Annotated in this window: 17 protein-coding genes; 10 read left to right on the forward strand and 7 right to left on the reverse strand. The window is 70.0% G+C overall.

All coding sequences use genetic code 11. The features are described from left to right. Positions 1–57 precede the first annotated feature (57 nt). Genes ACFWU3_RS17945 through ACFWU3_RS17955 form a run of 3 tightly spaced genes read right to left on the reverse strand, consistent with a single transcriptional unit; the run spans position 58 to position 3,646 of the window. Positions 58–1,050: an ABC transporter permease gene (locus tag ACFWU3_RS17945; protein WP_384437912.1), complete on the reverse strand. Its 993-nt coding sequence runs from the start codon at positions 1,048–1,050 to the stop codon at positions 58–60. Next, positions 1,047–2,084, reverse strand: coding sequence for an ABC transporter permease (locus tag ACFWU3_RS17950; RefSeq protein WP_384437915.1), 1,038 nt, complete (start codon positions 2,082–2,084; stop codon positions 1,047–1,049). Before ACFWU3_RS17950 ends, ACFWU3_RS17945 begins: the two co-directional genes overlap by 4 nt. Continuing rightward, a complete protein-coding gene (locus ACFWU3_RS17955; protein ID WP_384437918.1) occupies positions 2,081–3,646 on the reverse strand; it encodes a sugar ABC transporter ATP-binding protein in 1,566 nt (521 codons plus the stop codon). Before ACFWU3_RS17955 ends, ACFWU3_RS17950 begins: the two co-directional genes overlap by 4 nt. 255 nt (positions 3,647–3,901) lie before the next feature. Between ACFWU3_RS17955 and rhaI the strand changes: the two genes are divergently transcribed. From rhaI to ACFWU3_RS17975, 4 genes are all read left to right on the forward strand, one after another. Further along, positions 3,902–5,062, forward strand: a complete 1,161-nt coding sequence (gene rhaI, locus ACFWU3_RS17960; protein WP_384437921.1) for an L-rhamnose isomerase — start codon at positions 3,902–3,904, stop codon at positions 5,060–5,062. A gap of 5 nt (positions 5,063–5,067) precedes the next feature. Continuing rightward, positions 5,068–7,107 carry a bifunctional aldolase/short-chain dehydrogenase gene (locus ACFWU3_RS17965; RefSeq protein WP_384438077.1) on the forward strand — a complete coding sequence of 680 codons (2,040 nt, stop codon included), beginning with the start codon at positions 5,068–5,070 and terminating at the stop codon, positions 7,105–7,107. A gap of 154 nt (positions 7,108–7,261) precedes the next feature. Next, entirely contained in the window at positions 7,262–8,773 is a 1,512-nt protein-coding gene (locus ACFWU3_RS17970; protein WP_384438080.1) for a rhamnulokinase family protein, read from the forward strand. A 126-nt stretch (positions 8,774–8,899) separates the two neighbouring features. After that, positions 8,900–10,378 carry a glutamate-cysteine ligase family protein gene (locus tag ACFWU3_RS17975; RefSeq protein WP_313942476.1) on the forward strand — a complete coding sequence of 493 codons (1,479 nt, stop codon included), beginning with the start codon at positions 8,900–8,902 and terminating at the stop codon, positions 10,376–10,378. Positions 10,379–10,442: 64 nt separating this feature from the next. On the opposite strand, the gene ACFWU3_RS17980 is transcribed toward ACFWU3_RS17975, so the two are convergent. Continuing rightward, positions 10,443–12,116: a lysyl oxidase family protein gene (locus ACFWU3_RS17980; RefSeq protein ID WP_384437925.1), complete on the reverse strand. Its 1,674-nt coding sequence runs from the start codon at positions 12,114–12,116 to the stop codon at positions 10,443–10,445. A 269-nt stretch (positions 12,117–12,385) separates the two neighbouring features. Further along, a complete protein-coding gene (locus tag ACFWU3_RS17985) occupies positions 12,386–14,713 on the reverse strand; it encodes a chitinase C-terminal domain-containing protein (RefSeq protein WP_384437928.1) in 2,328 nt (775 codons plus the stop codon). Between the two features lie 437 nt (positions 14,714–15,150). On the opposite strand from ACFWU3_RS17985, the gene ACFWU3_RS17990 reads away from it, so the two are divergent. The 6 genes from ACFWU3_RS17990 to ACFWU3_RS18015 all read left to right on the forward strand — a co-directional run bounded on the left by ACFWU3_RS17990 (position 15,151) and on the right by ACFWU3_RS18015 (position 22,793). After that, positions 15,151–16,212, forward strand: coding sequence for a LacI family DNA-binding transcriptional regulator (locus ACFWU3_RS17990; RefSeq protein WP_384437931.1), 1,062 nt, complete (start codon positions 15,151–15,153; stop codon positions 16,210–16,212). Between the two features lie 618 nt (positions 16,213–16,830). After that, complete coding sequence (locus ACFWU3_RS17995) at positions 16,831–18,075, forward strand: sugar ABC transporter substrate-binding protein (protein WP_384437934.1); 1,245 nt, start codon at positions 16,831–16,833, stop codon at positions 18,073–18,075. A 2-nt stretch (positions 18,076–18,077) separates the two neighbouring features. Further along, positions 18,078–19,004 carry a carbohydrate ABC transporter permease gene (locus tag ACFWU3_RS18000; protein WP_384437937.1) on the forward strand — a complete coding sequence of 309 codons (927 nt, stop codon included), beginning with the start codon at positions 18,078–18,080 and terminating at the stop codon, positions 19,002–19,004. Beyond that, the gene (locus tag ACFWU3_RS18005; protein WP_384437940.1) at positions 19,001–19,858 is read left to right on the forward strand and encodes a carbohydrate ABC transporter permease; all 858 of its coding nucleotides are present in this window, start codon (positions 19,001–19,003) and stop codon (positions 19,856–19,858) included. Before ACFWU3_RS18000 ends, ACFWU3_RS18005 begins: the two co-directional genes overlap by 4 nt. A gap of 52 nt (positions 19,859–19,910) precedes the next feature. Further along, on the forward strand, positions 19,911–21,110 hold the full coding sequence (locus ACFWU3_RS18010; protein ID WP_384437943.1) for a glycoside hydrolase family 1 protein: 1,200 nt from the start codon (positions 19,911–19,913) through the stop codon (positions 21,108–21,110). 219 nt (positions 21,111–21,329) lie between these two features. Next, entirely contained in the window at positions 21,330–22,793 is a 1,464-nt protein-coding gene (locus ACFWU3_RS18015) for a glucoamylase family protein (protein WP_384437946.1), read from the forward strand. Between the two features lie 26 nt (positions 22,794–22,819). Here ACFWU3_RS18015 and ACFWU3_RS18020 read toward each other — a convergent pair whose 3' ends face one another. Together ACFWU3_RS18020 and ACFWU3_RS18025 are read right to left on the reverse strand one after the other, a co-directional pair. Continuing rightward, complete coding sequence (locus tag ACFWU3_RS18020; protein WP_384437949.1) at positions 22,820–24,073, reverse strand: RNA polymerase sigma factor; 1,254 nt, start codon at positions 24,071–24,073, stop codon at positions 22,820–22,822. A 130-nt stretch (positions 24,074–24,203) separates the two neighbouring features. Further along, positions 24,204–24,608, reverse strand: a complete 405-nt coding sequence (locus tag ACFWU3_RS18025) for a YciI family protein (protein WP_384437952.1) — start codon at positions 24,606–24,608, stop codon at positions 24,204–24,206. Between the last annotated feature and the right edge of the window lie 70 nt (positions 24,609–24,678).

The following is a 24,678-nucleotide window of genomic DNA, read 5'->3' on the forward strand; positions in this document are numbered from 1 at the left end:
CGGGGCCTTTCGGGTTGCGGGGGCGGGCATCGGGACGAGCGGTGGGCAGGTGCGGTGTCAACTCACGGGTGATGCAGCGGCGTTGGCGCGGTGGCGGCGTTCGCTGACCGTGGTGATGACCCTCGGGGTGAGCACGGACGCGATGAGCAGCAGTCCGGTGACGATCACCTGGATCTCGTTGGACACGTCGTTGAGGGTGAGCAGGTTGTTGAGGAGGCCGATCAGCAGGACGCCGGCGACGGCGCCGCCGAGGGTCCCCTTGCCGCCGTCGAAGTCGACGCCGCCCAGCAACACCGAGGCGATGACGACCAGTTCGAGCCCGACGCCGTTGTCGGCGCGGGCGCTGCCGTAGCGCAGCGTGTAGACGATCCCGGCGAACGAGGCGACCAGCCCGGAGACCATGAACAGCGCCAGCTTGATCCGCTTGACCCGGATACCGGCGAAGTGGGCCGCGTCCTCCTGCGCGCCGACGGCGTACAGGGAGCGACCGAACCCGGTGCAGTGCAGCACGACGGCGGCGACGACCGCGAGGACGGCGAACAGCGCTACGGGATAGGGCACGAAGGTGCCGGGAACGGTCTCGGTGTAGCGGGCCCACCGGGCGTACGACTCCGGGAAGTCGGCCACGGCCTTGTCGCCCAGTGCCACGGAGGCGAGACCCCGGTAGAGGGTGAGCGTGCCGATGGTGACGGCGAGCGAGGGCAGTCCCACCCGGGTGACCAGCCAGCCGTTGAGGAGTCCGCCGAGGACGCCGGTCAACAGGCAGATCGGCACGATCAGTTCGAAGGTCCACCCGGCGTCCCAGAGCGAACCGGCCAGCGCGCTGGACAGGCCCAGCATGGAGGCCACGGAGAGGTCGACCTGCCCGGCGACGACGAGCAGCGTCATGGGCAGCGCGATCAGCGCGATCTCCGCCGTGTCGTCCAGCGCGGCCGAGAGGTTCGCGGTGTCGGCGAAGCCGTCGGTGGTGCCGGCGCCGGCGAGGAAGACGGCGATCAGCAGGATCCCGACCGCGGTGTCCCAGCGGAGGTACTTGGTCAGAGTGCTCATCGCCGGCTCTTCTTCCTCAGGGCGCTGGTGGTGCGCACCTGGACGACACGGTCGGTGGTGATGGCCAGGAGCAGCAGGACACCGGTGATCGCCTGCTGCCAGAAGGAGTCCACCTTCAGTACGACCAGGGCGCTGCCGATCGTGGTGAGCAGCAGGGCGCCGAGCGCCGCTCCCCACACGCTGCCGGTGCCGCCGGTGATGGCGATTCCGCCGACCACGACCGCGCTCACGACGGTGAGTTCCCAGCCGTTCGCGGCGTCGGCGACGACCGTGCCGAACCGCGCCAGCCACAGGGCACCGGCGAATCCGGCGACCGCGCCCGAGAAGGCGTAGGCGGCCAGGACGCGCCGGCGGATCGGGATGCCGGCCAGCCGCGCGGCCTCGGGGTTGGAGCCGATCGCGTACAGCTCGCGGCCGCTGCGGTAGGTCCGCAGGAAGTACGCGGTGCCGGCCAGGACCGCGGCGGAGATGAGCGGCAGGTAGGGGATGCCCGCCACGGAACCGCTGCCGAGGGAGAGGACCCCGTCGGGGACATTGGCGGCGTTGATCTGTTCGCCGTGGGCCCATGCGTGGTCGAGGCCCTGGATGACGTAGAGCATGCCGAGGGTGACGACGAGGGCCGGGACCCGGCCGAAGCTGACCAGCGCACCGCTGACCAGTCCGCACACCACACCGAGCGCGATGCCGAGCACGACGACGGTGACGGCGCTGTGGTCCGTGCCGGAGACGAAGTGGCCGCAGGCGAAGGCGGTCAGGCCGACGACGGAACCGACCGAGAGGTCGATGTTGCGGGTGATGACGACGACCGACTGTCCGACGGCGAGCAGCACCAGGATCGAGGAGTTGAGCAGCAGGTCCTTGATGCCCTGGTCGTCGAGGAAGGACGGATTGGCGAGCCAGGTACCGGCGATCAGCAGGACGAGTGCGCCGCCGATGCTGATCTCGCGGGCGCGGAAGACGGCGTCGGCGAGGGAGCGCGCCGAACGCTCGGGCTGCGTCCCGGTGGTGGGCGGCTTGTCGAGCGCGGTGGTCATGCGGAGCTCTTTTCGTTGTCACCGGCTGACGGTGCGGGTACCGGCGGCCGGCCGGCTCCCGCACCGGTGGCGGCGGCCATCACCGTCTCCTCGGTTGCCTCGGACCGGCCCAGTTCTGCGACGAGCCGGCCCTCACGCATCACGAGGACCCGGTCGGCCATGCCGAGTACCTCGGGCAGGTCGGAGGAGACCATCAGCACCGCGAGTCCGTCGGCGGTGAGCGACGAGAGCAGCCGGTGGACCTCTGCCTTCGTCCCGACGTCGATGCCCCGGGTGGGTTCGTCGACGATGAGCACGGCGGGCCGGGTGGCCAGCCACTTGGCGAGCACGACCTTCTGCTGGTTCCCGCCGGACAGCACACCGACCGGGTCGGACAGCTTGTTGTACTTCAGCTGGAGTCGGACCGCCCAGTCGGCGGCCCTGGCCCGTTCGAGGGCGCGGCGCACGAGGCCGCCCCTGCCGAGCCGGTCCAGGCCGGTGAGGGCGATGTTGCGCTCGATGGACATCTCCATGACCAGTCCGCGCTGTCTGCGGTCCTCGGGTACGAGCGCGATCCCCGCGTCCATCGCGGCGGTGGGGGAGCCGGCGGGGAGCTTGCGTCCCGCCACCGTGACCTCACCGGCGTCGGGTCGGTCGACTCCGAAGACCGCCTGGACCACTTCGCTGCGTCCGGCGCCGACCAGTCCGGCGAGCGCCACGATCTCGCCGCGGTGCACGTCGAAGGACACGTCACGGAAGACGCCCTCCCGCGTGAGCCGCCGCACCGACAGGGCCGACTCCCCGACGGTGGTGGGCTGTTTGGGATACAGCTCGTCGAGATCCCGGCCGACCATCCGCCGTACGAGCGCCTCCTCGGTCAGGCCCTCCAGCGGTTCGGTGGCGATCAGCCGTCCGTCGCGCAGTGTGGTGACACGCCGGCAGATCTGAAAGATCTCCTCCAGGCGGTGGGAGATGAACAGGACGGCGGTGCCCTCGCCGCGCAGGGTCTCGACGACGGCGAAGAGGCGCGCCGTCTCGCTGGTCGTGAGAGCCGCCGTGGGTTCGTCCATGATCAGGACCCGTGCGTCGAAGGAGAGGGCCTTCGCGATCTCGACGATCTGCTGGTCCGCGATGGACAGTCCCCGCGCGGGCCGCTGCGGGTCGAGTGCGACACCGAGCCGGGTCATCAGGGCCGAGGTGGCCTTCTGTACGGAGCCGCGGTCGATACGGCGCAGAGCGCCCAGCGGCTGACGGCCCATGAAGATGTTCTCGGCGACGGACAGATCGGGGAAGAGCGTCGGCTCCTGGTAGATGACGGCGATACCGGCGTCGCGGGCGTCGCCGGGCCCGTGGAAGACCACCGGGGTTCCGTCGAGCAGCAGCGTGCCCGCGTCGGGCCGGTGCACCCCGGCGAGGATCTTGATGAGGGTCGACTTGCCCGCACCGTTCTCTCCGGCGAGGGCGTGGACCTCACGGGGGAGAAGACTCAACGAGATGTCCTGCAGGGCCCGTACGGCGCCGAAGGACTTGGAGACGTCCGTCAGCGCCAGAACGGGGGCCGGGCCCGTGTCGGACTGGTTCATGGGGGCTCCTCAGGGTCGCCGGGGTCGTTGGTCCCTGACGCCGTGAAAGGTTTCAAATGAGTTTCACGGAAGCTAGACGCGTGAGCCTGACGCCGTCAATGGGTCTGCAGCCCTGATTTTCCCTGTCGATTTTCGCGACTCAACGGCTGTGGAAGTCCCGCGGGTTGAGCTCTTGACAGTCCCTTGCGGGCTCCTTAGCTTCACCCTGATGAATCGATTCATGGTGTTGTTGTCCGTGACACGGGAGTGCTGACCATGCCGAGCCGAACCACCGTCATCGCCGCTCTCCGGACGCAGACCGTCGAGACGGCCTCCTGGGCGTACGCGAACTCCGGCACCCGTTTCAAGGTCTTCGCCCAGCAAGGCGTCCCCCGCACCCCGCAGGAGAAGCTGGACGACGCCGCCCAGGTCCACCGCCACACCGGCGTGGCGCCGACCGTCGCCCTGCACATTCCCTGGGACAGGGTCGAGGACTACGCGGCCCTCGCGAAGTACGCCGAGGAGCGCGGACTGCGCCTCGGCGCGATCAACGCCAATGTCTTCCAGGACGACGACTTCAGACTCGGCAGCGTGTGCCACCCCGACTCCTCGGTCCGCCGCAAGGCCCTGGACCATCTCTTCGAGTGCGTCGACATCATGGAGGCCACGGGCTCGCGCGATCTGAAGCTGTGGTTCTCGGACGGCACCAACTACCCCGGCCAGGACGACATCCGGGCCCGGCAGGACCGGCTCTCCGACGCGCTCTCCGCGGTGTACGCGCGCCTCGGTGACGACCGGCGGATGCTCCTGGAGTACAAGCTCTTCGAGCCCGCCTTCTACACGACCGACGTGCCGGACTGGGGGACCGCGTACGCGCACTGCCTGAGGCTCGGGGAGAAGGCCCAGGTCGTCGTGGACACCGGCCACCACGCGCCGGGCACCAACATCGAGTTCATCGTCGCGCTGCTGTTGCGGGAGGGGAAACTCGGCGGCTTCGACTTCAACTCACGGTTCTACGCCGACGACGACCTCATGGTCGGTGCGGCGGACCCCTTCCAGCTCTTCCGGATCATGTACGAGGTCATCCGCGGTGGCGGCCTCGTCCCCGGCACCGCCTTCATGCTCGACCAGTGCCACAACATCGAGGCGAAGATCCCCGCGATCATCCGCTCGGTGATGAACGTCCAGGAAGCCACGGCCAAGGCGCTCCTCGTGGACGGCGACGCCCTCGCCGCCGCACAAGCGAGCGGCGACGTACTGGAGGCCAACGCGGCGCTGATGGACGCCTACAACACGGATGTACGGCCGCTCCTCGCGGATGTGCGCGAGGAGATGGGCATCGACCCCGATCCCGTCGGCGCCTACCGCCGCTCCGGCTGGGCCGAGAAGATCATCGAGGAGCGCGTCGGCGGCACGCAGGCCGGGTGGGGGGCATGAAGGACATGGTGCAGCACCCGACGGCCGCCGAACTGCTCGCCCGTTCCCACCGCCTCGGGGCGGACCCTCGCAACACCAACTTCGCGGGCGGCAACACCTCCGCCAAGGGCGCCGCCACCGACCCCGTCACCGGCACGGACATCGAGCTGATGTGGGTCAAGGGCTCCGGCGGCGACCTCGGCACGCTCACCGCCGAGGGCCTGGCCTCCCTCCGGCTCGACCGGCTGCGCGCGCTCACCGCCGTCTACCCCGGCGTCGAGCGCGAGGACGAGATGGTGGCCGCCTTCGACTACTGCCTGCACGGCAAGGGCGGGGCCGCTCCCTCCATCGACACCGCGATGCACGGGCTCGTGGACGCGGCGCATGTCGACCACCTCCACCCGGACTCCGGTGTCGCGCTCGCGTGCGCGGCGGACGGCGAGGCGCTGACCAAGGAGTGCTTCGGCGACCGGGTGGTGTGGGTGGCGTGGCGGCGGCCCGGGTTCCAGCTCGGCCTGGACATCGCGGCCGTCAAGAAGGCTCACCCACAGGCGATCGGCTGTGTCCTCGGCGGCCACGGGATCACCGCCTGGGGGGCGACGTCCGAGGAGTGCGAGCGCAACTCGCTGGACATCATCCGCACCGCCGAGACCTTCCTGGCCGAGCGCGGCACACCCGAACCCTTCGGTCCGGTGCTCGCCGGCTACGAACCCCTGCCCGAGGGCGAGCGACGGGTCCGCGCCGCCGCTCTCGCGCCGGTGATCCGCGGCCTCGCCTCCCACGACCGGGCGCAGGTCGGCCACTTCACCGACGCCGGACCGGTGCTCGACTTCCTGTCCCGGTCCGAGCATCCGCGACTGGCGGCGCTGGGCACCTCGTGCCCCGACCACTTCCTGCGCACGAAGGTACGGCCGCTGGTCCTGGACCTGCCGGCGGGCGCCGGGCTCGACGCCGCCGTGGACCGGCTGAAGGAGCTGCACCGGGAGTACCGCGAGGAGTACCGGGCGTACTACGAGCGGCACGCCGACGAGCACACACCCCCCATGCGCGGTGCCGATCCGTCGATCGTGCTGGTCCCCGGCCTGGGGATGTTCTCGTTCGGCAAGGACAAGCAGACGGCGCGCGTCGCCGGCGAGTTCTATCTCAACGCCGTCCATGTGATGCGCGGTGCCGAGGCCGTCTCGTCCTACGCGCCGATCGAGGAGTCCGAGAAGTTCCGCATCGAGTACTGGGCACTGGAGGAGGCCAAGCTCCGGCGGATGCCGAGGCCCAGGCCGCTGGCCGCACGGATCGCGCTGGTCACCGGAGCCGGCTCCGGCATCGGCCGGGCGATCGCGCACCGGCTCGTCGCCGAAGGGGCCTGCGTCGTCGTCGCCGATCGCTCCAGTGCCGGCGCCGAGACGGTGGCGGCCGAGCTCGGCGGACCCGATCACGCCGTCCCCGTGACCGTCGACGTGACGAGCGAGGAACAGATCACCGAGGCCTTCGCGGCCGCCCATCTCGCCTTCGGCGGCGTCGACCTGGTCGTGAACAACGCCGGGATCTCCATCTCCAAGCCGTTGCTGGAGACATCGGCGAAGGACTGGGATCTCCAGCACGACATCATGGCCCGCGGCTCCTTCCTGGTCTCCCGGGAGGCCGTCCGCACCATGACCGCCCAGCAACTGGGCGGCGACATCGTCTACATCGCGTCCAAGAACGGGGTCTTCGCGGGCCCGAACAACATCGCCTACGGCGCGACGAAGGCGGACCAGGCCCACCAGGTCCGGCTGCTGGCCGCCGAGGTCGGCGAGCACGGCATCCGGGTCAACGGGGTCAACCCCGACGGTGTGGTGCGCGGCTCCGGCATCTTCGCCGGCGGGTGGGGAGCGCAGCGGGCCGCTGTGTACGGCGTGGAGGAGGCGGAGCTCGGCGCGTTCTACGCCCGGCGCACGCTGCTGAAGCGGGAGGTGCTGCCGGAGCATGTGGCCAACGCGGTCTTCGCGCTGACCGGCGGGGATCTCTCGCACACCACCGGACTGCACATCCCGGTGGACGCCGGGGTGGCGGCCGCCTTTCTCCGCTGACCGCGCGGCGCCTGATGACGACAAGCCGGAACACCGCACCCGACCCGGCACCCGACCCGGAGCGCCGGCACCCGACCGGCAGGAGGTGAGCATGGACCGGCAGGAGGTGAGCATGGACCGGCAGGAGGTGAGCATGGACCGGCAGGAGGTGAACATGACCGAACCCCTCGCCTTCGCCGCCGTCGACCTCGGTGCGTCGAGCGGGCGGGTGATGCTGGGCCGCGCCGGCCCGGGCGTACTGGAGCTGACCGAGGTCCACCGGTTCCCCAACCGGCCGGTCAGGACCGGTGCCACCCTGCACTGGGACATCCTCGCCCTCTACCGGGGTGTGCTCGACGGCCTGCGGGCCGCGGCCGCCGCGTCGGACGGACGCCTCGCGGGCGTCGGCATCGAAAGCTGGGCCGTCGACTACGGACTTCTCGACGCGTCCGGCGAGCTCCTCGGCAATCCGGTCCATTACCGGGACGACCGTACGAACGGAGTGGCGGAGAAGGTCGCGGCCGTTCTGCCGGCCGGCGAGCTCTACGCGGCGACCGGGCTCCAGTATCTGCCGTTCAACACCGTCTATCAGCTGATCGCGGCTCGGGGAACTCCCCAACTCGCCGCTGCTCGGCACGTGTTGATGATCCCTGATCTGATCAGTTACTGGCTGACCGGCCGGGCCGGGACGGAGATCACCAACGCCTCCACCACACAGCTTGTCGACCCCCGCACCCGCGACTGGTCCCCCACCGTCGCCCGGCGCCTGGGGATCGACCTCGCCCTCTTCCCCCCGCTGCGCGCACCCGGCGACGCCGCCGGCACCCTGCGCCCCGAGGTGCTGGCAGAGACCGGACTCACCGGTCCGGTGCCGGTGATCGTCGTCGGTTCGCACGACACCGCATCGGCGGTCGTCGGCGTTCCCGCCGACGGCGAGGACTTCGCCTATGTCTCCACCGGCACCTGGTCACTCGCCGGGGTGGAGCTGCCCGCGCCGGTCCTCGGGGAAGCGAGCAGACGGGCCAACTTCACCAATGAGCTCGGCGTGGACGGAACGGTCCGGTATCTGCGCAACATCATGGGCCTGTGGCTCCTCCAGGAGTGCCTGCGGACCTGGGAGGCGCAGGGCCGGGCACAGGATCTCGCCGCGCTGCTCGAGGCGGCCGCGACCGCCGTACCGCTGCGCTCCGTGGTCGACGCGAGCGACCCGGCGTTCATCGCCCCCGGCGACATGCCCCGCCGTATCGCCGACGCCTGTCTGCGGACGGGGCAGCCCGAGCCCCGCACCGAGGCCGAGACGGTGCGCTGTGTACTGGACTCGCTCGCGCTGGCCCACCGCGAGGCCGTCGAGGACGCCGTCCGGCTGTCGGGACGCTCCGTCTCGCGGGTCCACATCGTCGGGGGCGGAGTGCGCAATCCTCTGCTGTGCCGGTTGACGGCCCGGGCGACGGGCCTGCCGGTCGTCGCCGGTCCCGCGGAGGCGGCCGCCTTCGGGAATCTGCTGGTGCAGGCACGTGCGGCGGGAGCCGTCACCGGAGGTCTCGGGGGCCTGCGCGCGCTGCTCCGCGCCACCCAGGAGCTGCGGGTGTACGAGCCAGGGGGTGCGCGTGACACCAGGCGTGAGGCCTGGGACGAGGCGGCGTCCCGCTGCCGCCGCGCCGAGGGGGCATCCGCCCGGCCCCGGTGAACCCGAGGCGCCCCCGTGCCGTCACACCCCATGACGCGAGGCCGCCGCGGCTCCCTCGCTGGTCGGGTCGGCCCGGGAGTGCGATTCTGGGAGAGGGCAGTCTGCCGAGGGGACTCGGGAGGGCCGATGGGACGAGATGTCCCGGCGAAGGTGTTCACACGTGAGGACCGCCGCCGGTACCGGATCAAGATGCAGGCGTGCCTCGACGCCTTCGCGCAGATGCTGCGCGACTCCCGGTTCGAGTTCGAGCGACCGCAGGTCGGTCTGGAGATCGAACTCAATCTGGCGGACGCCGAGGGCCGGCCCGCGATGCGCAGCACCGACGTGCTGGAGGCGATCGCCGATCCCGCCTGGGCCACCGAGCTGGGCCGGTTCAATCTGGAGATCAACATCCCGCCACGGCGGCTCACGGCCGGCGGCCCCGACGACTGGGAACAGGAGATCCGTGACGCGCTCAATCATGCCGAGGAGCGGGCCGCCGCCGTCGGCGCGCATCTGATCATGGTGGGCATCCTGCCGACCCTGCGGCAGCCGGACGTGGGCGAGGCCGCGCTGTCGGAGGATCCGCGCTACAGACTGCTGAACGAGCAGGTCTTCGCGGCACGCGGCGAGGATCTGAGGATCGCCGTGGACGGGGTGGACCGGCTGCGGACGTACGCGGACACCATCACGCCCGAGGCGGCCTGCACCAGCACCCAGTTCCATCTCCAGGTGTCGCCGGACGAGTTCGCCGGATACTGGAACGCCGCACAGGCCATCGCCGGCGTCCAGGTGGCACTGGCGGCGAACTCGCCGTTCCTGTTCGGCAAGGAGCTGTGGCACGAGACCCGTATCCCCCTCTTCGAGCAGGCCACCGACACCCGCTCCGACGAGATCAAGGTGCAGGGGGTGCGGCCCCGCGTGTGGTTCGGCGAACGGTGGATCAACAGCGTCTTCGACCTCTTCGAGGAGAACGTGCGGTACTTCCCCGCGCTGCTGCCGCTGTGCGACGACCAGGACCCGCTCCAGACCCTGGACGGCGGCGACATCCCCGAGCTGGCCGAACTCACCCTGCACAACGGCACGATCTACCGCTGGAACCGCCCGGTGTACGCCATCGACCACGACAAACCGCATCTGCGCGTGGAGAACCGCGTACTCCCCGCCGGGCCCACGGTCGCGGATGTGCTTGCCAACGGAGCGTTCTACTACGGTCTGACCCGCGCGCTGGTCGACGAGGAGCGTCCGGTCTGGTCCCGCATGTCGTTCTCGGCCGCGGAGGACAATCTGCACGCCGCCGCGCGGAACGGGATCGACGCACGGCTGTACTGGCCCGGCATGGGGGAGGTGCCCGTGGTCGAGCTGGTGCTGCGCCGGCTGCTGCCGCTGGCGCACCAGGGGCTGGAGCGGTCCGGCATGGACGCGGCATGGCGGGAGCCGCTGCTGGGGATCATCGAGCAGCGGTGCGTCACGGGCCGCAACGGGGCGGTCTGGCAGAAGGAGATGTTCCATCACATCGCCGACTCCAGCCACGTCGGCTCCCGCGAGGCGCTGCGCCGGATGACCCGGCAGTACAGCGACTACATGCATCTCAACGCACCCGTCCACACCTGGCCGGTGGACTGAGAGCGGCAAAGAGGCCCGGCCACCTCCGAGAGGTGACCGGGCCTTCGTGCTGGGTGTCCGTGCCTCAGGGGGCGTTGATCAGGTCGTGCGGAGGAACGGTGACCTTGCGGGCACCCGCCTTGCCACTGAGGACGACCTTGCGCAGGGCGACGTTGTTCTTGAGGTTCGTCTCCTGAAGCCGCTTCTCGGGGTTGGCGATGACCTGGATGTAGTACGTGCCGTTGGGCAGGTCCGTCACGTCGAAGGACTGGCCGGGACGGTACTGGGTGTAGGTGTCGCCGGAGCCCACGTCCAGGACCTCACGCACCGAGATCGAGCTCTGCTGACCGCAGGCGGTGGACAGATCGGTGTTGAACGGGTGCCAGTTGGCATTCTTCACCGTGTAGTCGATCGCGTCCGTGTTGGCCAGGCAGAAGGCCTCCTTGCCGCTGCGGACGATCTCGCTCTGATCGGCGCTCAGCAGGCGGTAGCTGGCGAAGTCGGTGAAGTGCCAGTGCTCGTGGCCGATGCGCGGGTCCCACTCCATGGTGCCGGTGGGGGTGTAGCCGACCTGCTTGCCCTTCGCGTCGTAGAAGTACTGGTAGGCGTCCATCAGGTCCTTGCCGGGGCTGCGGAAACCGTCCACGACGAGCGGCGCGGGACCGGCGTTCCACACGTTGGCGCTGAAGACCATGTAGTCCTTGCCGGGGACGTCGCCGTCCTCGCCGTCGGAGATGCCGATGTCCCAGGCCGGCAGCGAACGCAGGTCGGGCTTGGGCACGTTGGGCACACTCGCCCGGCCGGTCGGACGCTTGGCGTTGGGCGTGAGGGCGGGAGCGATCCGGGAGCCGTCGGTGTGGCCCGGGCCGTCACCGAGGTGACCGGCCGCGCGGGCGGCCTTCAGCGCGTACGGCAGGGCGGGCGGCGCGGGCGCGTCGGCCCCCCGGCCCTCGTGGTAGGCGTGCCCGGATCCGGCGGCCGGCTTCCCGTGGGCGGCGCCGTGGCCGGAGTGACCGGTCTTCGACGGGCTCACTCCTTCCCCGGGCGGGGTCCGGCCTTCCCCCGGCGGGCTCTGGCGCACGGTCACCTTGAGCGACTTGGTCTCGTTGGGCATGCCGAACAGATCGCGGTACGCCTTGGTCACCGACAGCTTGGCGGTGTACTCACCCACCGGCAGGTCCACCGGCTCGGAGTAGTACCCGAGGTAGGTGTTGGAGGCCCAGCCGTTCTCGACACCCCAGACCGAGCCGAGGGTGAAGGGGTTGGTGGGACAGCTCTCGGGATACTTCGACTTTGCCGGGGCGTCCGGGCGGATGCGGCCGGACGCGTTGTTCGGGCAGAAGGTCTCCTGCTTGCTGAGGACCTTCTTCCCGTTCTTGTCGGTGATGGTGACCTGGAGGAAGCCGGCCAGGCCGGTGAAGTCCTTGACGAGGCCCTTCGGCAGCGTCTTGGTCGTGGTCTTCTTCCCCTGGCGGATGACCTGTTGGGCCACGACAGGGTCCTTGTAGGACGTGCGCTTCACCTGGAACTCCAGGGGCGCGCCCTCGGCGGTCAGGTAGGTGCCGAGGTCGAGATAGACCCCGGACTCCTCGTCCCGGTCGAGAGTGACAGCGGTGGAGGCGGCGATCAGCCGAAGCTTGGGTGTGGTCTGTGCCTTGGCGGCGTCGGGTGCGGCGGCGGCGACGCCGGCGATCACAGCCAGCGCGGCGGAGCCCGCGAATGCGGCGCGCCAGAGACGATTGCGGTGAGGTCTGGTCATCGGTTCCTCGTCCTCAGGAGCCAGCGGAATGACCCGATCGGTTCTGATCGGAGCCTGGCCGACCTGTCAGAACGCGGGACGCCCGAACCGGTTGTCTGAGGACCCTCAAGTCGTCGATCCTTGTCCGAAAGGGTGGCGGTTCCGCGACAATCCGGCCGTCCCCCTGCCTTTTCGCCCCGTGGCACTCGGCGCTGTGCTAACGGACGCGTCTGCGGTGGCACAGGAGAGAACTGTGCCACCGCAGAAGCGAGTTCGGTCCGCCGAGAAGGTCAGCAGGCGCCGAGGTCCTGCCACACACCCCATTCACCGGTGGTGCCGGGCTCCTCGCCCTTCGTCCACCACTTGGACTTCCACTGGTGCGCCTTGTGGGACACCGTCGTGGGGTTGCCGTACTCGGTGCCGGCGCTCCACGCGGGGGCCGTGCAGGTGCCCGGACCGGTCGGGTCGGGTGAGGGGTCCGGGCTCGGTCCGGTGCCCGAACCCGGCTCGACCACCGTCGTACCGCGCGTCAGATCACCGGCGAGTCCGTAGGTCCTGCCGCCGAACGTCACCGTCCAGTTGGAGGGGGTGGACGTCGGCAGGTAGTACACGAAGTCCAGCTCGACGAAGGCGCCGGGTGCCAGGGTCTGCCAGGCCGGCAACTTCAGCGACACCCGGTTGACGTCGCCCTTCAGACCGCCGATGTTGCTGCCGGTGTGATCACTGCGCACGATCGTGGTCCCGAAGCCGGACTGGTCCTTGGCGTTGGCCGGCGCCGAGGTGGCGTAGTCGAACTGGAACTCCGTACCCCCGGGCAGCGCCGACTTCGTGTTGTTGGTGATCCTGAGCTTGGGGCTGATCGGGTAGTTGGAGTCGCCGAGGGGGAACTGGCCGAAGTCCACGTCCACCTTGACCGCCTCGGCGGGCAGGGCGGTCGCGGCCCTTCTGGCGCCGTACGGAGCGGCGGTCCGGAACTTCTCGTACATCGCGGTGGTCAGGGTGTCACCCGTCTCGTACTGCCCCTTGGCGGCATTCCACCGGTAGTCGCCCGCGAGCTCCCAGATCATCGTGCCGCCGATGCCGCGGTCGACGACATAGTCCGCCTTGGCGGCGACCGACTGCTCGTCCTCGGTGGACAGGAAGACCTTCTTCTGCGCGTTCCACAGCCAGGGCGCGACCAGTGTCGCGTCGTACTTGCGGGCGTAGGTGCCGGTCAGCGTGGTGTTCGCGGGGAAGCCGTACCTGGTGACGTAGTCGCCGACCACGCCCTTCTCCAGATTCTTGGCGTGCCACATCGGGTTGGAGCCGGCCGGGGACTCGTTGCCCGCGGTGTCCTTGTCGTGCCAGAGGTTGTCGATGCCCACCGCACCGTCACCGCACTTGGTGAGCCCCGACCCCGCCGGGCAGGTGGTGGTGGCCGCCTTGCCCCAGAGCCCGTCGGTGCCGCCCTGCACGTTCTTGAAGCCGCGGGTGTAGTAGGGCAGACCGATGTTGATCCGGCCGGCGGGCATCGAGCCGCGGAAGTAGTGGTACGCCCAGTCCGTGTTGAGGTACCCGATGCCGCCGTACTGGGAGGTGGAGTACACACCGGCGGAGGCCAGTTCGGCGTCCTTGCCGTCGTCGAACAGCGAGGCGTTGGGGCCCACGTACTCGTTCCAGGCGCCGTGCAGGTCGTAGGACATGATGTTGACGTAGTCCAGGTACTTCTGGACCTGGAAGGTCTCCATGCCGCGCAGCAGATAGCCGGACGAGGGGGCGGCCACGGTGAGCAGATAGTGCTTGCCGTCCGCGGCGCCCGCGCGGTCGAGCTTCTCGCGCAGGGACTTCATCAGCGCCGCGTAGCCCTTGACGATGCCGGCACGACGGGCGTTGGAGAGCTGGTGATCGAGCGGGTTCCCGGCGTCCTTCATCGATGTCGGGTACTCGTAGTCGATGTCGACGCCGTTGAACCCGTACTTCTTGATGAAGGTGACGGCCGACTCGGCGAAGGTGTCGATGCCGGCCTGGTTCACCGAGCCGTCGGCGTTGGTGGCCATCGAGTAGAAGCCGCCGGAGTTCACCCGCTCGCCGCCCTCGGCGAAGTATCCGCCGGTCTCGGCCCAGCCGCCGACGGAGATCAGTGTCTTCACGTCGGGATGCTGCTTCTTGAACTTCGTCAGCAGGTTGAAGTGCCCCTTGTAGGGCAGGGCGGGGTCCATCTCGGCCCCGGCGACCCCGGGCCAGGTCATGCCGGTGGCGGCGTTGGCCGGGGTGTCCGCGCCCACCGACAGCCGGTTGGCGGAGTCGATGTGCCCGAAGGCGTAGTTGATGTGGGTGACCTTGCTCCACGGGATGTCCGAGGCGAGGTAGGCGGGCGTGCCGTCCTTGCCGGTGCGCCAGCCGGTGAAGTAGCCGATGACGCGGCGCTGGTGGTCCGCGCCCATCTTCTCCCGGCCCTCGGCGTCGTAGACGGAGCAGTAGGGGACGTCGACGCCCGGGGTCGAGTAGAGCCCGTCGGGTCGACAGGACTCCTGGGCGGCGGCGTGCGAGACGCCTGAGGACAGTGAGCCGGCGAGCAGCGCGGCGGCGGCTGCGCCGGCTGCGAGCAGCGATGCTCTGGTACGGGTGAGGGACAGCACGGTCGGATCCTCCTGGTGGGGGTCCCCCTGCACCCGCGGGCACAGGGTTGATCGGCCTCGCACAACAACTGGCATGGGGATGGGTGCAGTTGGTCCCGGAGGTGCGCACCGCCCGGGACCGGATCCGCGCAGGTGACGCAGAGATTAAGAGGACTAGACCAGTGCGTCAATAGGTCTGGACCATTCCGGTCGGGGTGTCATCCCACGATCCCTGCGGAGCGGTGCCCCGGGTCTGAGCCCGCAGGCGTTCCGAGCCCGCGGACCGTCCGGGCCGCCCCCGTCGGATCGAGCCCTGACGTCATGGGGCCCCGATGGCGCCGCCACGGCAGGACCGCCTTGCCCGTACACCGGGTCGCGGCCTACTGTGAATGCGCTTTCACCGGGGTCGTTTCCCGGAAAGCGCCTGGGTGTCGAACGGTGAATGGACGGTCGGTCGGGTGAGTGCCCCCACGGTGTACGACGTCGCCGAACGGTCGGGCGTCTCGATCGCCACGGTCTCGCGGGTCTACCGCAACCCCGACTCCGTCCGGGCCCAGACCCGAGACCGCGTCCTGGAGGCGGCTCGGGCCCTCGGATACGTACCGAGCGGAAACGCGCGCGGACTGGCCAGCCGGCGCACGGGCGTACTCGGACTCTGCTTCCCCGACTACGCGGACCCGGCCGCGGAGAGCGGTGGCGAGTCGGACGACGAGTACGACGACTCGGCGGTGATGCTCTATTCCGACCAGATCATCCGCGGTATGGAGCGGGAGGCCAGGCGGCACGGCTACGCGCTGCTGATCGCGGCATCGCTGGAGGGCGGGCCCGAGAGCCTGGTCGCGAAGGTGGCCGGGCGGGTCGACGGCTTCGCGGTCCTCGCACGCACCGTACCGACCGAGGACCTGGAGCTGATCTCACGACGGCTGCCGGTGGTGATGCTGGCGGGACCGCGCGAGATCGACCACCTCGACCACATCGAGGTGGCCAACACGGACGGCGAGCGGGAACTGGCGCGCCATCTCATCCGGGACCACGGCCTCACCCGGCTCGCCTTCGTCGGGAGCGAGGAGCACTCGCCGGACGCCGAGGCGCGCTTCCGTGGCTTCCGCGAGGCGTGCGCGGAGGCCGGTCTGCCGGTGCCCGACGCTCCGGACCTGCGCGCCCCGATGATGACGCAGCCGGAGGGCGAGCGCGCCGCGAACGCGTTGCTCGACCGGGCGGGGGAGCGTCCGCAGGCGCTGCTCTTCGCCAACGATCAAATGGCGGTGGGGGCGTTGCGCGCGCTGGAACGCCGGGGCGTCCGGGTGCCGCAGGACATCGCGGTCACCGGCTTCGACGGCATTCCGCTCAGCCGACTGGTCCGGCCCGCGCTGACGACGGTCCGGCAGCCGATGCGCCGGCTGGGGGAGGAGGCGGTGGACCTGCTGGTCCGACGCCTCACGGGCGACCGCGACAGCCCACCTGTCTCGATGGTCCTCCCCGTCTCCCTGGCCCGGCGCGCGAGTTGCGGGTGCGGCTGAGCGGGCCGGCGGTACGGGGTAACCGGGGCGGGCTGTTCGCGCGCAAACGGGCGCATTCCCGGCTACCGTGCTGCGCACCCCGCGCACGCGACGCCGCGCATGCGGGGCACAGCCGCACAGCCGCACCTCCGGCACACTGCGACCCTGCGCGCACGCAAGTCTGGGCACGCTGCGCCCCTGCGCCTCCCGAAGAGCGCATCCCGAAGACGCGGGCCGTACCGCGGCCCTGCTCACGCGGCGCGCCGTGTCCCTGCGTACGCCGTTACCCCGCCTGTCGGGCGCACCACGAGTTCCTCACGTCGCGGCACTGAACGTCCCCCTGCCCCAGGCGCCTGCATGCCGCACCCCGCGCCCCCGTTGCAGGTGGTACCGCCTCAATCCGGGAGAGCCCGGGCGCTCGGACGGCATACCTCCGCATCGTGCGCAGCATGCGGAATCACATCTGCCACTTTCGTTCCGCAAAGCCTCCACCTAGCCTTCGACGGGCACCCACGCCCATCGCGCCCGTTGCGAGAACGTGACCTGAGCCCCTCTTGCGGTGGCCGGAAAGGCTGCATGAGAGTGATGTATGCGCTTACAGACTGCGCATACATTGCGGAGCTCAAGGAGGAGCCGTCCATGCACCGCACCGCTCGAACCGTTTCGGCCGCCCTGGCGATATCGCTGGCCTGCGGACTCACCGCATGCGGGTCGGGAGGTGAGGGAGTCGCCGCCGATGCCGAACAGACACTGACCGTCTGGGCGATGGGAGCCGAGGGCGAGAAGCTCGGCGCGGTGGCCGCGGAGTACACCAAGGCCAACCCCAAGATCGACGTCAAGGTCACCCCGATCGGCTGGGACGTCGCCCACCAGAAGCTCGTCTCCGCGGCCGCCGCCGGGACCCTGCCGGACGTGATGCAGATGGGCAGCACGTACATGGGCGAGTTCGCCGAACTCGGTGTGCTGGAGCCGGTGGACACCAAGACCTTCGACAAGAAGGACTTCTTCCCCGCCGGCTGGGAGCAGGGCGTCGTCGACGGCGAGGCCTACGGCGTTCCCTGGTACGTGGACACCCGCGTCCTCTATTACCGCACCGACCTCGCGCAGAAGGCGGGGGTCGGCAAGCCCCCGGCGACCTTCGCCGAGCTGGAGAGCATGGCGTCCGCGTATCAGGACAAGGCGAAGACCAAGTGGGGCATCTATCTCCAGCCCCGTGGTCTGGACACCGTCCAGAGCTTCTACCCGTTCCTGTACTCGGCGGGCGGTGAGATCGTCGACAAGAGCGGCAAGGCCGTGGTGAACAGCCCCGCGGCGGTCGGCGCGTTCGAGCAGTACGGCGCCTTCTTCGACAAGGGCCTCAGCACCAAGAGCGTGCAGCCCGGGTACGACCCCTTGAAGGACTTCAACACCGGCAACGTCCCGATGTTCTTCTCCGGCCCGTGGATCAGGACCCTGATCGACGAGCAGTACCCGGACCTCAAGGGCAAGTGGGCGGTCGCCGACGTGCCGACCGCGAAGTCCTCCACCTCGATGGCCGGCGGGTCCAGCCTGGTGATCTCCAGGGACAGCGAACACAAGGCCGCCGCCAAGGAATTCGTCGCCCATCTCACCAGCGCACAGGCCCAGGCCGACTGGTACCGCCGCACCCACGACCTCCCGGCCAACCTCGCCGCCTGGTCCTCCGGCGAGCTGGCGCAGGACCCCGGCATGAAGGTGTTCTTCCAGCAGATGAAGACCGCGAAGTCCACGCCCACCCTGCCCACCTGGTCGGAGATCTCCGCCTCGGTCGACACCGCGCTGGAGTCGGTCACGCAGGGCAAGGCTTCCGGGCAGGAGGCCGCCGGCAAGGCCCAGTCCGGTGTCGAGGACCTGGTCTCCCGATAGCCATGAGCACCACGACCACACCGGCCGCGAAGACGCGGCCACCGCGCCGCCTCGGCAGGCAGAACGCCGCCGGGTGGCTGTTCTCCACACCCTTCCTCGTCCTGTTCGCCGTGTTCATGGCATTCCCGATCGTCGCCACGCTCCTCATGAGCTTCACCGACTTCGGGCTGCGCAATGTCACCCACCCGCTCGACGCCGAGTTCATCGGCCTGGAGAACTACACCAAGCTGTTCGAGGACGAGAAGTTCCTCGAGGCGCTGTTCAACACCGCGTACTTCGTGGTCGTCGGCGTCCCGGTGACGGTCCTGCTCGGCCTGCTCGTCGCCGTCCTGCTGAACAACGGCATCGACCGCGCCCGGACCTTCTTCCGCGTCGGCTTCTACGCGCCCGTCGTCACGAGCATCGTCGCCGTCGCCGTCGTATGGCGCTTCGTCCTCGACCCGACGGACGGCCTGATCGCCGGCCTCGCCGCCGAAGCCGGCTTCACCGCACCCGACTTCCTGGGGTCGGAGACGCTCGCCATGCCGTCGCTCATCGCGATGGCGGTCTGGCGGAACCTCGGCACCGTGATGGTGCTGTTCATCGCAGGGCTCCAGGCCATCCCCACCGAAGTGCGCGAGGCCGCGCGGCTCGACGGCGCCGGACCCTTCCAGGAGCTCCGGCGGATCACCGTGCCCCTCCTGCGGCCGACGACGCTGTACGCGACCGTCATCACCACGATCGGCTACCTCAACGTCTTCGAGGAACCCTTCGTGATGACACAGGGCGGCCCCTCGGACTCCACGCTCACGGTCTCCCTGCACATGTACCGCGAGGGCTTCAACTTCTTCCACATGGGCTACGCGAGCGCCATGGCGTACGTCCTGTTCGTGGTCATCATGGCCGTCACGGTGCTCCAGCTCCGACTGCTGAAGGACAACACGTCATGAGCGGTACCCGAGCTCCGGGCATCCGAGGCGCCTCCCGCATCCGCAGGCCGGCGGTCTACGTCGTCGTGTCCGCGGGACTGCTGGTGATGGCGGCGCCGTTCCTGTGGATGGTCCTGTCCGCCTTCAAGACGGACCGCGAACTGACCGCCAGTCCTCCGGTCTGGATTCCGACGGAGTGGACGTTCCAGCACTTCACCGAGCTGCTCGACCGGCTCGACATGCCGCTGTACTTCATGAACTCGGTGATCGTCGCCGTGTTCGTGACCGTCTGCAACCTGGTCTTCTGCTCGATGCTCGGCTACGCGCTGGCCAAGCTGGACTTCGGCGGCCGTGGCAAGGTCTTCGCCATCGTCCTCGGTGCGCTGATGGTGCCCGGCAATCTGATGCTGCTGCCGCTCTTCGTCCTGATGAGCAGACTTCAGCTGATCGACTCGTACGCCGGGCTGGTGCTGCCGTTCGCCGCGGGCGCCGTCGGGGTGTTCCTCATGCGGCAGTTCATGCTGTCGATCCCCGACGACCTGCTGGAGGCGGCCCGCCTCGACGGCGCCGGGGAGTGGTTCATCTTCTGGCGGATCGTGATGCCGCTGGTGAAACCCGCCCTCGCGACCCTGTCGATCCTGACCTTCCTCGGCTCCTGGAACAACTTCGTCTGGCCGCTGATCGCCACCAACGACCCCGACAAGTACACGCTGCCGGTGGCGCTGGCCACCTTCGCGACCGACCCGAACAAGTCGGCGGGCTCCAACGGCATGCTCATGGCCGGATCGTTCCTGGTCGTCCTGCCCGTCCTGATCGTGTTCATCGCCCTGCAACGCCACTTCACCCAGGGCATCGCGACCGCGGGCATGAAGTAGCGAGCCCCGGGCCCCCGATCCCCCCCACCGTCCGTACCGGAGAGTTCTCACGATGACGCACAGCACGACCCCCTTCCCCGACGGCTTCCTGTGGGGCGCGTCCACCGCCGCCCACCAGATCGAGGGCAACAACACCAACAGCGACTGGTGGCACAGGGAGCACAGCGGTACCTCCCACATCGAGGAGCCCAGCCTCGACGCCTGCGACAGCTACCACCGCTGGGACGAGGACATGGACCTGCTGGCCGGACTCGGGTTCACCGACTACCGGTTCAGCATCGAATGGGCCCGGATCGAACCGGCGCCCGGCCATTTCTCGCGCGCCGAACTCGCGCATTACCGGCGCATGGTGGACGGTGCGATCGCCCGCGGGCTGCGCCCGATGGTCACGCTGCACCACTTCACGGTCCCGCGGTGGTTCGACGAGCGGGGCGGCTGGACCGCCGAGGGAGCCGTCGCCCTGTTCGCCCGCTACGTCGCCGCGACGGCGCCGGTGATCGCCGAGGGTGTGCCGTACGTGTGCACCATCAACGAGCCCAACATGATCGCCGTGATGGCGGGAGCGGCCAAGGCGGGCGACGTGGGCTTCCCGCCGGCCGGACTGCCCACCCCCGACGAGGAGACGACCTGCGCGGTCATCGAGGCCCACCGCGCCGCCGTCAAGGAGGTCCGGGCCCTCAATCCGCAGATCAAAGTCGGCTGGACGATCGCCAACCAGGTCTACCAGGCCCTGCCCGGCGCCGAAGAGGTCACGGCGGCCTACCGGCACCCGCGCGAGGACGTCTTCCTGGAGGCCGCGCGGGACGACGACTGGGTCGGCGTGCAGTCCTACACCCGTACGCGCATCGGAGCCGACGGACCGATCCCCGCCCCCGAGGACGCCGAACGCACGCTCACCCAGTGGGAGTACTATCCGGCGGCCGTCGGACACGCGCTGCGTCACACCGCCGACATCGTCGGCGACGTGCCGCTCGTCGTCACCGAGAACGGCATCGCCACGGCCGACGACACGCGCCGCGTCGACTACCTGACCGGCGCGCTGAACGAAGTGGCGCGGGCGATCGAGGACGGCCTCGACATCCAGGGCTATCTCGCCTGGAGCGCACTCGACAACTACGAATGGGGCTCGTACCGGCCCACCTTCGGCCTGATCGCCGTCGACCCCGAGACGTTCGCGCGTACCGCCAAACCGTCCGCGGTCTGGCTCGGTGGGCTCGGGCGCAGCCGCGAACTCCCGCGCGGCGAAGGCTGAACGGCCCACTCGCATCCACCGCTGACATCGCACCGGCACCCCCTGCCGGACGCCGCGCCACCGGGCAGCACCGCCCGGTACGGACCGGGGACGGGCGGACCCTGACATCCGCCCGTCCCCCGCTCCCCCCTCCCGGGCCCGTCCGCCGCCCGACCGACCCGACACGCCTGCACGAACAGCCACCTCTCCCAGTCCCCAGACTTCAGGAGCCGGATCCGCATGGACCGTCGTTCGTTCCTCGCAGCCACCACCGCAGGGGCCGCCGCCCTCTCCCTGCCCTCGGCCGGAAGCGCCACCGCCGCCGGCCGGACCGAGTCCGAATCGGCGCTGCTGCGCCGCTGGTTCCGCGACACCTACCGCTCGATCGAGGCCATGACGACCGACATCGGTCTGGCCGCCGACACGCTGGACCTCGGTCGGCCCGGCGGCCCCGTCGTCTCGCGGAACACGTCCCCGACGAACATCGGATGCGGACTGTGGGCCACTGTCGCCGCGGCCGGCCTGGGCGTCATCGACGGTGACACCTTGCACCGCCGCCTCACCCGAACCGTCGCCTCCGTCGAGAAGCTGGAACGCCATCACGGCTTCTGGCTCAACTGGTACGACGCGCACGACGGTTCGGTCCTGACGAACTGGCCCGGCACCGGAGACCCGGTCCGGCCCTTCCTCTCCTCCGTCGACAACGCCTGGCTGGTCACCGGACTGCGCGTCGCGGCATCCGCCGAGCCGCGCCTGCGCAGCCGGATCGCCCGGCTCCTCGCCGCCGCGGACTGGTCGTACTTCTACACGCCGTACGACCCCGCCGACCCGGTGGCCGGGCCCGGCCAGCTGCGCGGCGGCTTCTGGACGGACACGGGGGAGCCGACCCCGCACCACTACGGCGCCCTCAACACCGAACCGCGGATGGCCAGTTACCTCGGCATCGCGGACGGTTCGCTGCCCGGCGAGCACTACTGGCACATGCTGCGCACCATGCTCCCCGAACACGAGCAGGAGCAGATGCCGCAGGGTGCGTACGACACCGTCGACGGTGTCCGGCTCTGGCAGGGGCACTACACCTACCGCGGCCGCAAGCTGGTCCCCACCTGGGGTGGCTCGATGTTCGAGGCGCTGATGGTGCCGCTCTTCGTCCCCGAGGCCTCCTGGTCACCGCGGTCCTGGGGCATCACCCACCACCGCTTCGTCCGCTCCCACATCGAGCACGGCCTCTTCGAGGCACGGTACGGCTACTGGGGATTCTCGCCGTGCAATGTGCCGGAGGGCGGCTATCAGGAGTACGGCGTCGACGCCATCGGCATGCAGGCCGACGGCTACGCCTCCAACACCGACCGCACGTACGTCACCCCGGGCGAACCGCTGCCGCCCGCATCGGCGTACACCAACGGTGTGGTCACCCCGCACGCCTCCTTCCTGGCCCTGCCCTACGCCCGACGGGACGCCCTCGCCAATCTGCGGGCGATCGACAGGGACTTCGGGGCATACGACGACGGCTACGGTTTCCGTGACTCCGTGAACGTCCGCACCGGCCGCGTCAGCGACTTCGTCCTGGCACTCGACCAGGGCATGATCGCCGCGGCCCTGGCTCAGGAGCTGCGCCCGGGTCTGCTGCAACAGCCGTTCATCACTGGGGGGTTCGGCTCACGGGTGCGCCCGCTGCTGGCCAAGGAGCGCTTCAGTATCTGAGAAGTGGCCCGCGCACCTGTCCGCTCCTAGGAGTGCGCGGCCCCGCCCTCGCCCTCCGCCGCGAGTTCGGCCGCCTGGATGGTGAGGTAGTGCCGCTCCGGGAGGCTCGCCGTCCGGTTGGCGGCGGCCCGGTAGTCCGCCACGGCCCCCTCCCGGTCCCCGGCCATCCGCAGCAGATGGGCGCGCACCACGTACAGCCGGTGGTGGTCCTTGAGCCGCGCGTCGGACGCCAGGTCCTCCAGTACCTTCAGCCCGGCGTCGGGGCCGTGCACCATGGCGGCGGCGACGGCCCGGTTCAGTACGACGAACGGGTTGGCGGAGATGCGCTCCAGCACGCCGTACAGCGCGAGGATCTGCGGCCAGTCCGTCTCCTCGGCGGTCGGCGACTCGTCGTGCACCGCGGCGATCGCCGCCTGCACCTGGTACGGGCCGACCGGGCCGCGCGGCAGCGCGGCGGTGATCAGGGCGACGCCCTCGGTGATCGCCTCCGCGTCCCAAAGGCCCCGGTCCTGTTCCGCCAGGGGGATCAGTTCACCGGCGGGGCCGGTCCGCGCCGGTCCGCGCGCGTCGTTCAGAAGCATCAGGGCCAGCAGCCCGGTGACTTCGCCGTCGTCGGGGAGCTGGGCCCGCACGGCGCGCGTCAGCCGGATCGCCTCGGTCGAGAGCTCGACGCGCCGGACATCCGGGCCCGCACTGCTCGTGTGACCCTCGTTGAAGATCAGGTACAGCACCTGGAGAACCGCGTCCAGCCGGTCCGGCCACTCCTCGCGGTCCGGCATGCGGAACGGGATCCCCGACGTCTTGATGCGCTGCTTCGCCCTGCTGATCCGCTGGCCCATCGTGGGCTCCGGAACCATGAACGCCTGGGCGATCTCGCCCGTCGTCAGACCCCCGACGGAACGCAGCGTGAGCGCGATCGCCGCCTCGGGCGACAGCGCGGGGTGGCAGCACAGAAAGAGCAGCATGAGTGTGTCGTCGTGGTCCGCACCGTGCGCGGTGTCCGCCGCCGGCGCGGTCCGCCGGTCCGCCGGGTGCTGCGCGGCGACCAGTTCCTCCCGGCGGCGCCGGGCCTGCTCGCTCCTGACCTGCTCCGTCATCCGCCGCTGCGCGACCTTGATCAGCCAGCCGCGCGGATTGCGCGGCAGCCCTTCCTCCGGCCACTGGTGGGTGGCCGCGAGCAGAGCCTCCTGGGTCGCGTCCTCGGCCGTCTCGAAGTCGCCGTAGCGCCGGGTGAGTACGCCGACGACCTGCGGCGCCAGGCGGCGCAGCAGGTCGCTCACGGACTCGGGCAGGTCGGTCAGCGTCGTGGTCCTTGTCCTCGATCAGCGTCGACAGGCGTCGGCAGGCGTCGGCAGGCGTCGATCGGCCGGGCGGCGGGTGGGGCCGGGGTGAGGGCCCCACCGCTTCCTCCTACAGGTCGGCCGTCGGGGCCGACATCACCTGCCGCACCTCGATCGGCATGTTCAGCGGCGCTCCGCCGGGGCCGGGAGCGGCCGACACGCCCGCCGCGATCTCGACGGCACGCTCGGGGGTCGGGCAGTCCACGATCCAGTAGCCGGCGAGGAACTCCTTGGTCTCGGGGAAGGGGCCCTCGGTCACCACCGGTGCCCCGCTGCCGTGCCCCCGGACGATCTTGGCCGTCTCCGGCATGGCCAGTCCCTGGCCGTCGACGAGCTCGCCGCTGGCCGTGAGCTGCTGATTGGTCTCGTTCATGAAGGCCATGTGCGCCTTGATCTCGTCGGCGGACCAGGTGGTGATCGGCGGCAGCGCGTCCTGCATGTCCGCGCTGAACTGCATGAGCAGCATGTACTTCATGGTGGTCTCCCTCTGTCCGGGGAGCCCCTCCTGGGGCGCCCTCACAGGTAGGTAGAAGCACGGGCCGCGT

This window comes from Streptomyces sp. NPDC058685, assembly GCF_042714725.1.
In the GTDB taxonomy this organism is placed as follows: domain Bacteria; phylum Actinomycetota; class Actinomycetes; order Streptomycetales; family Streptomycetaceae; genus Streptomyces.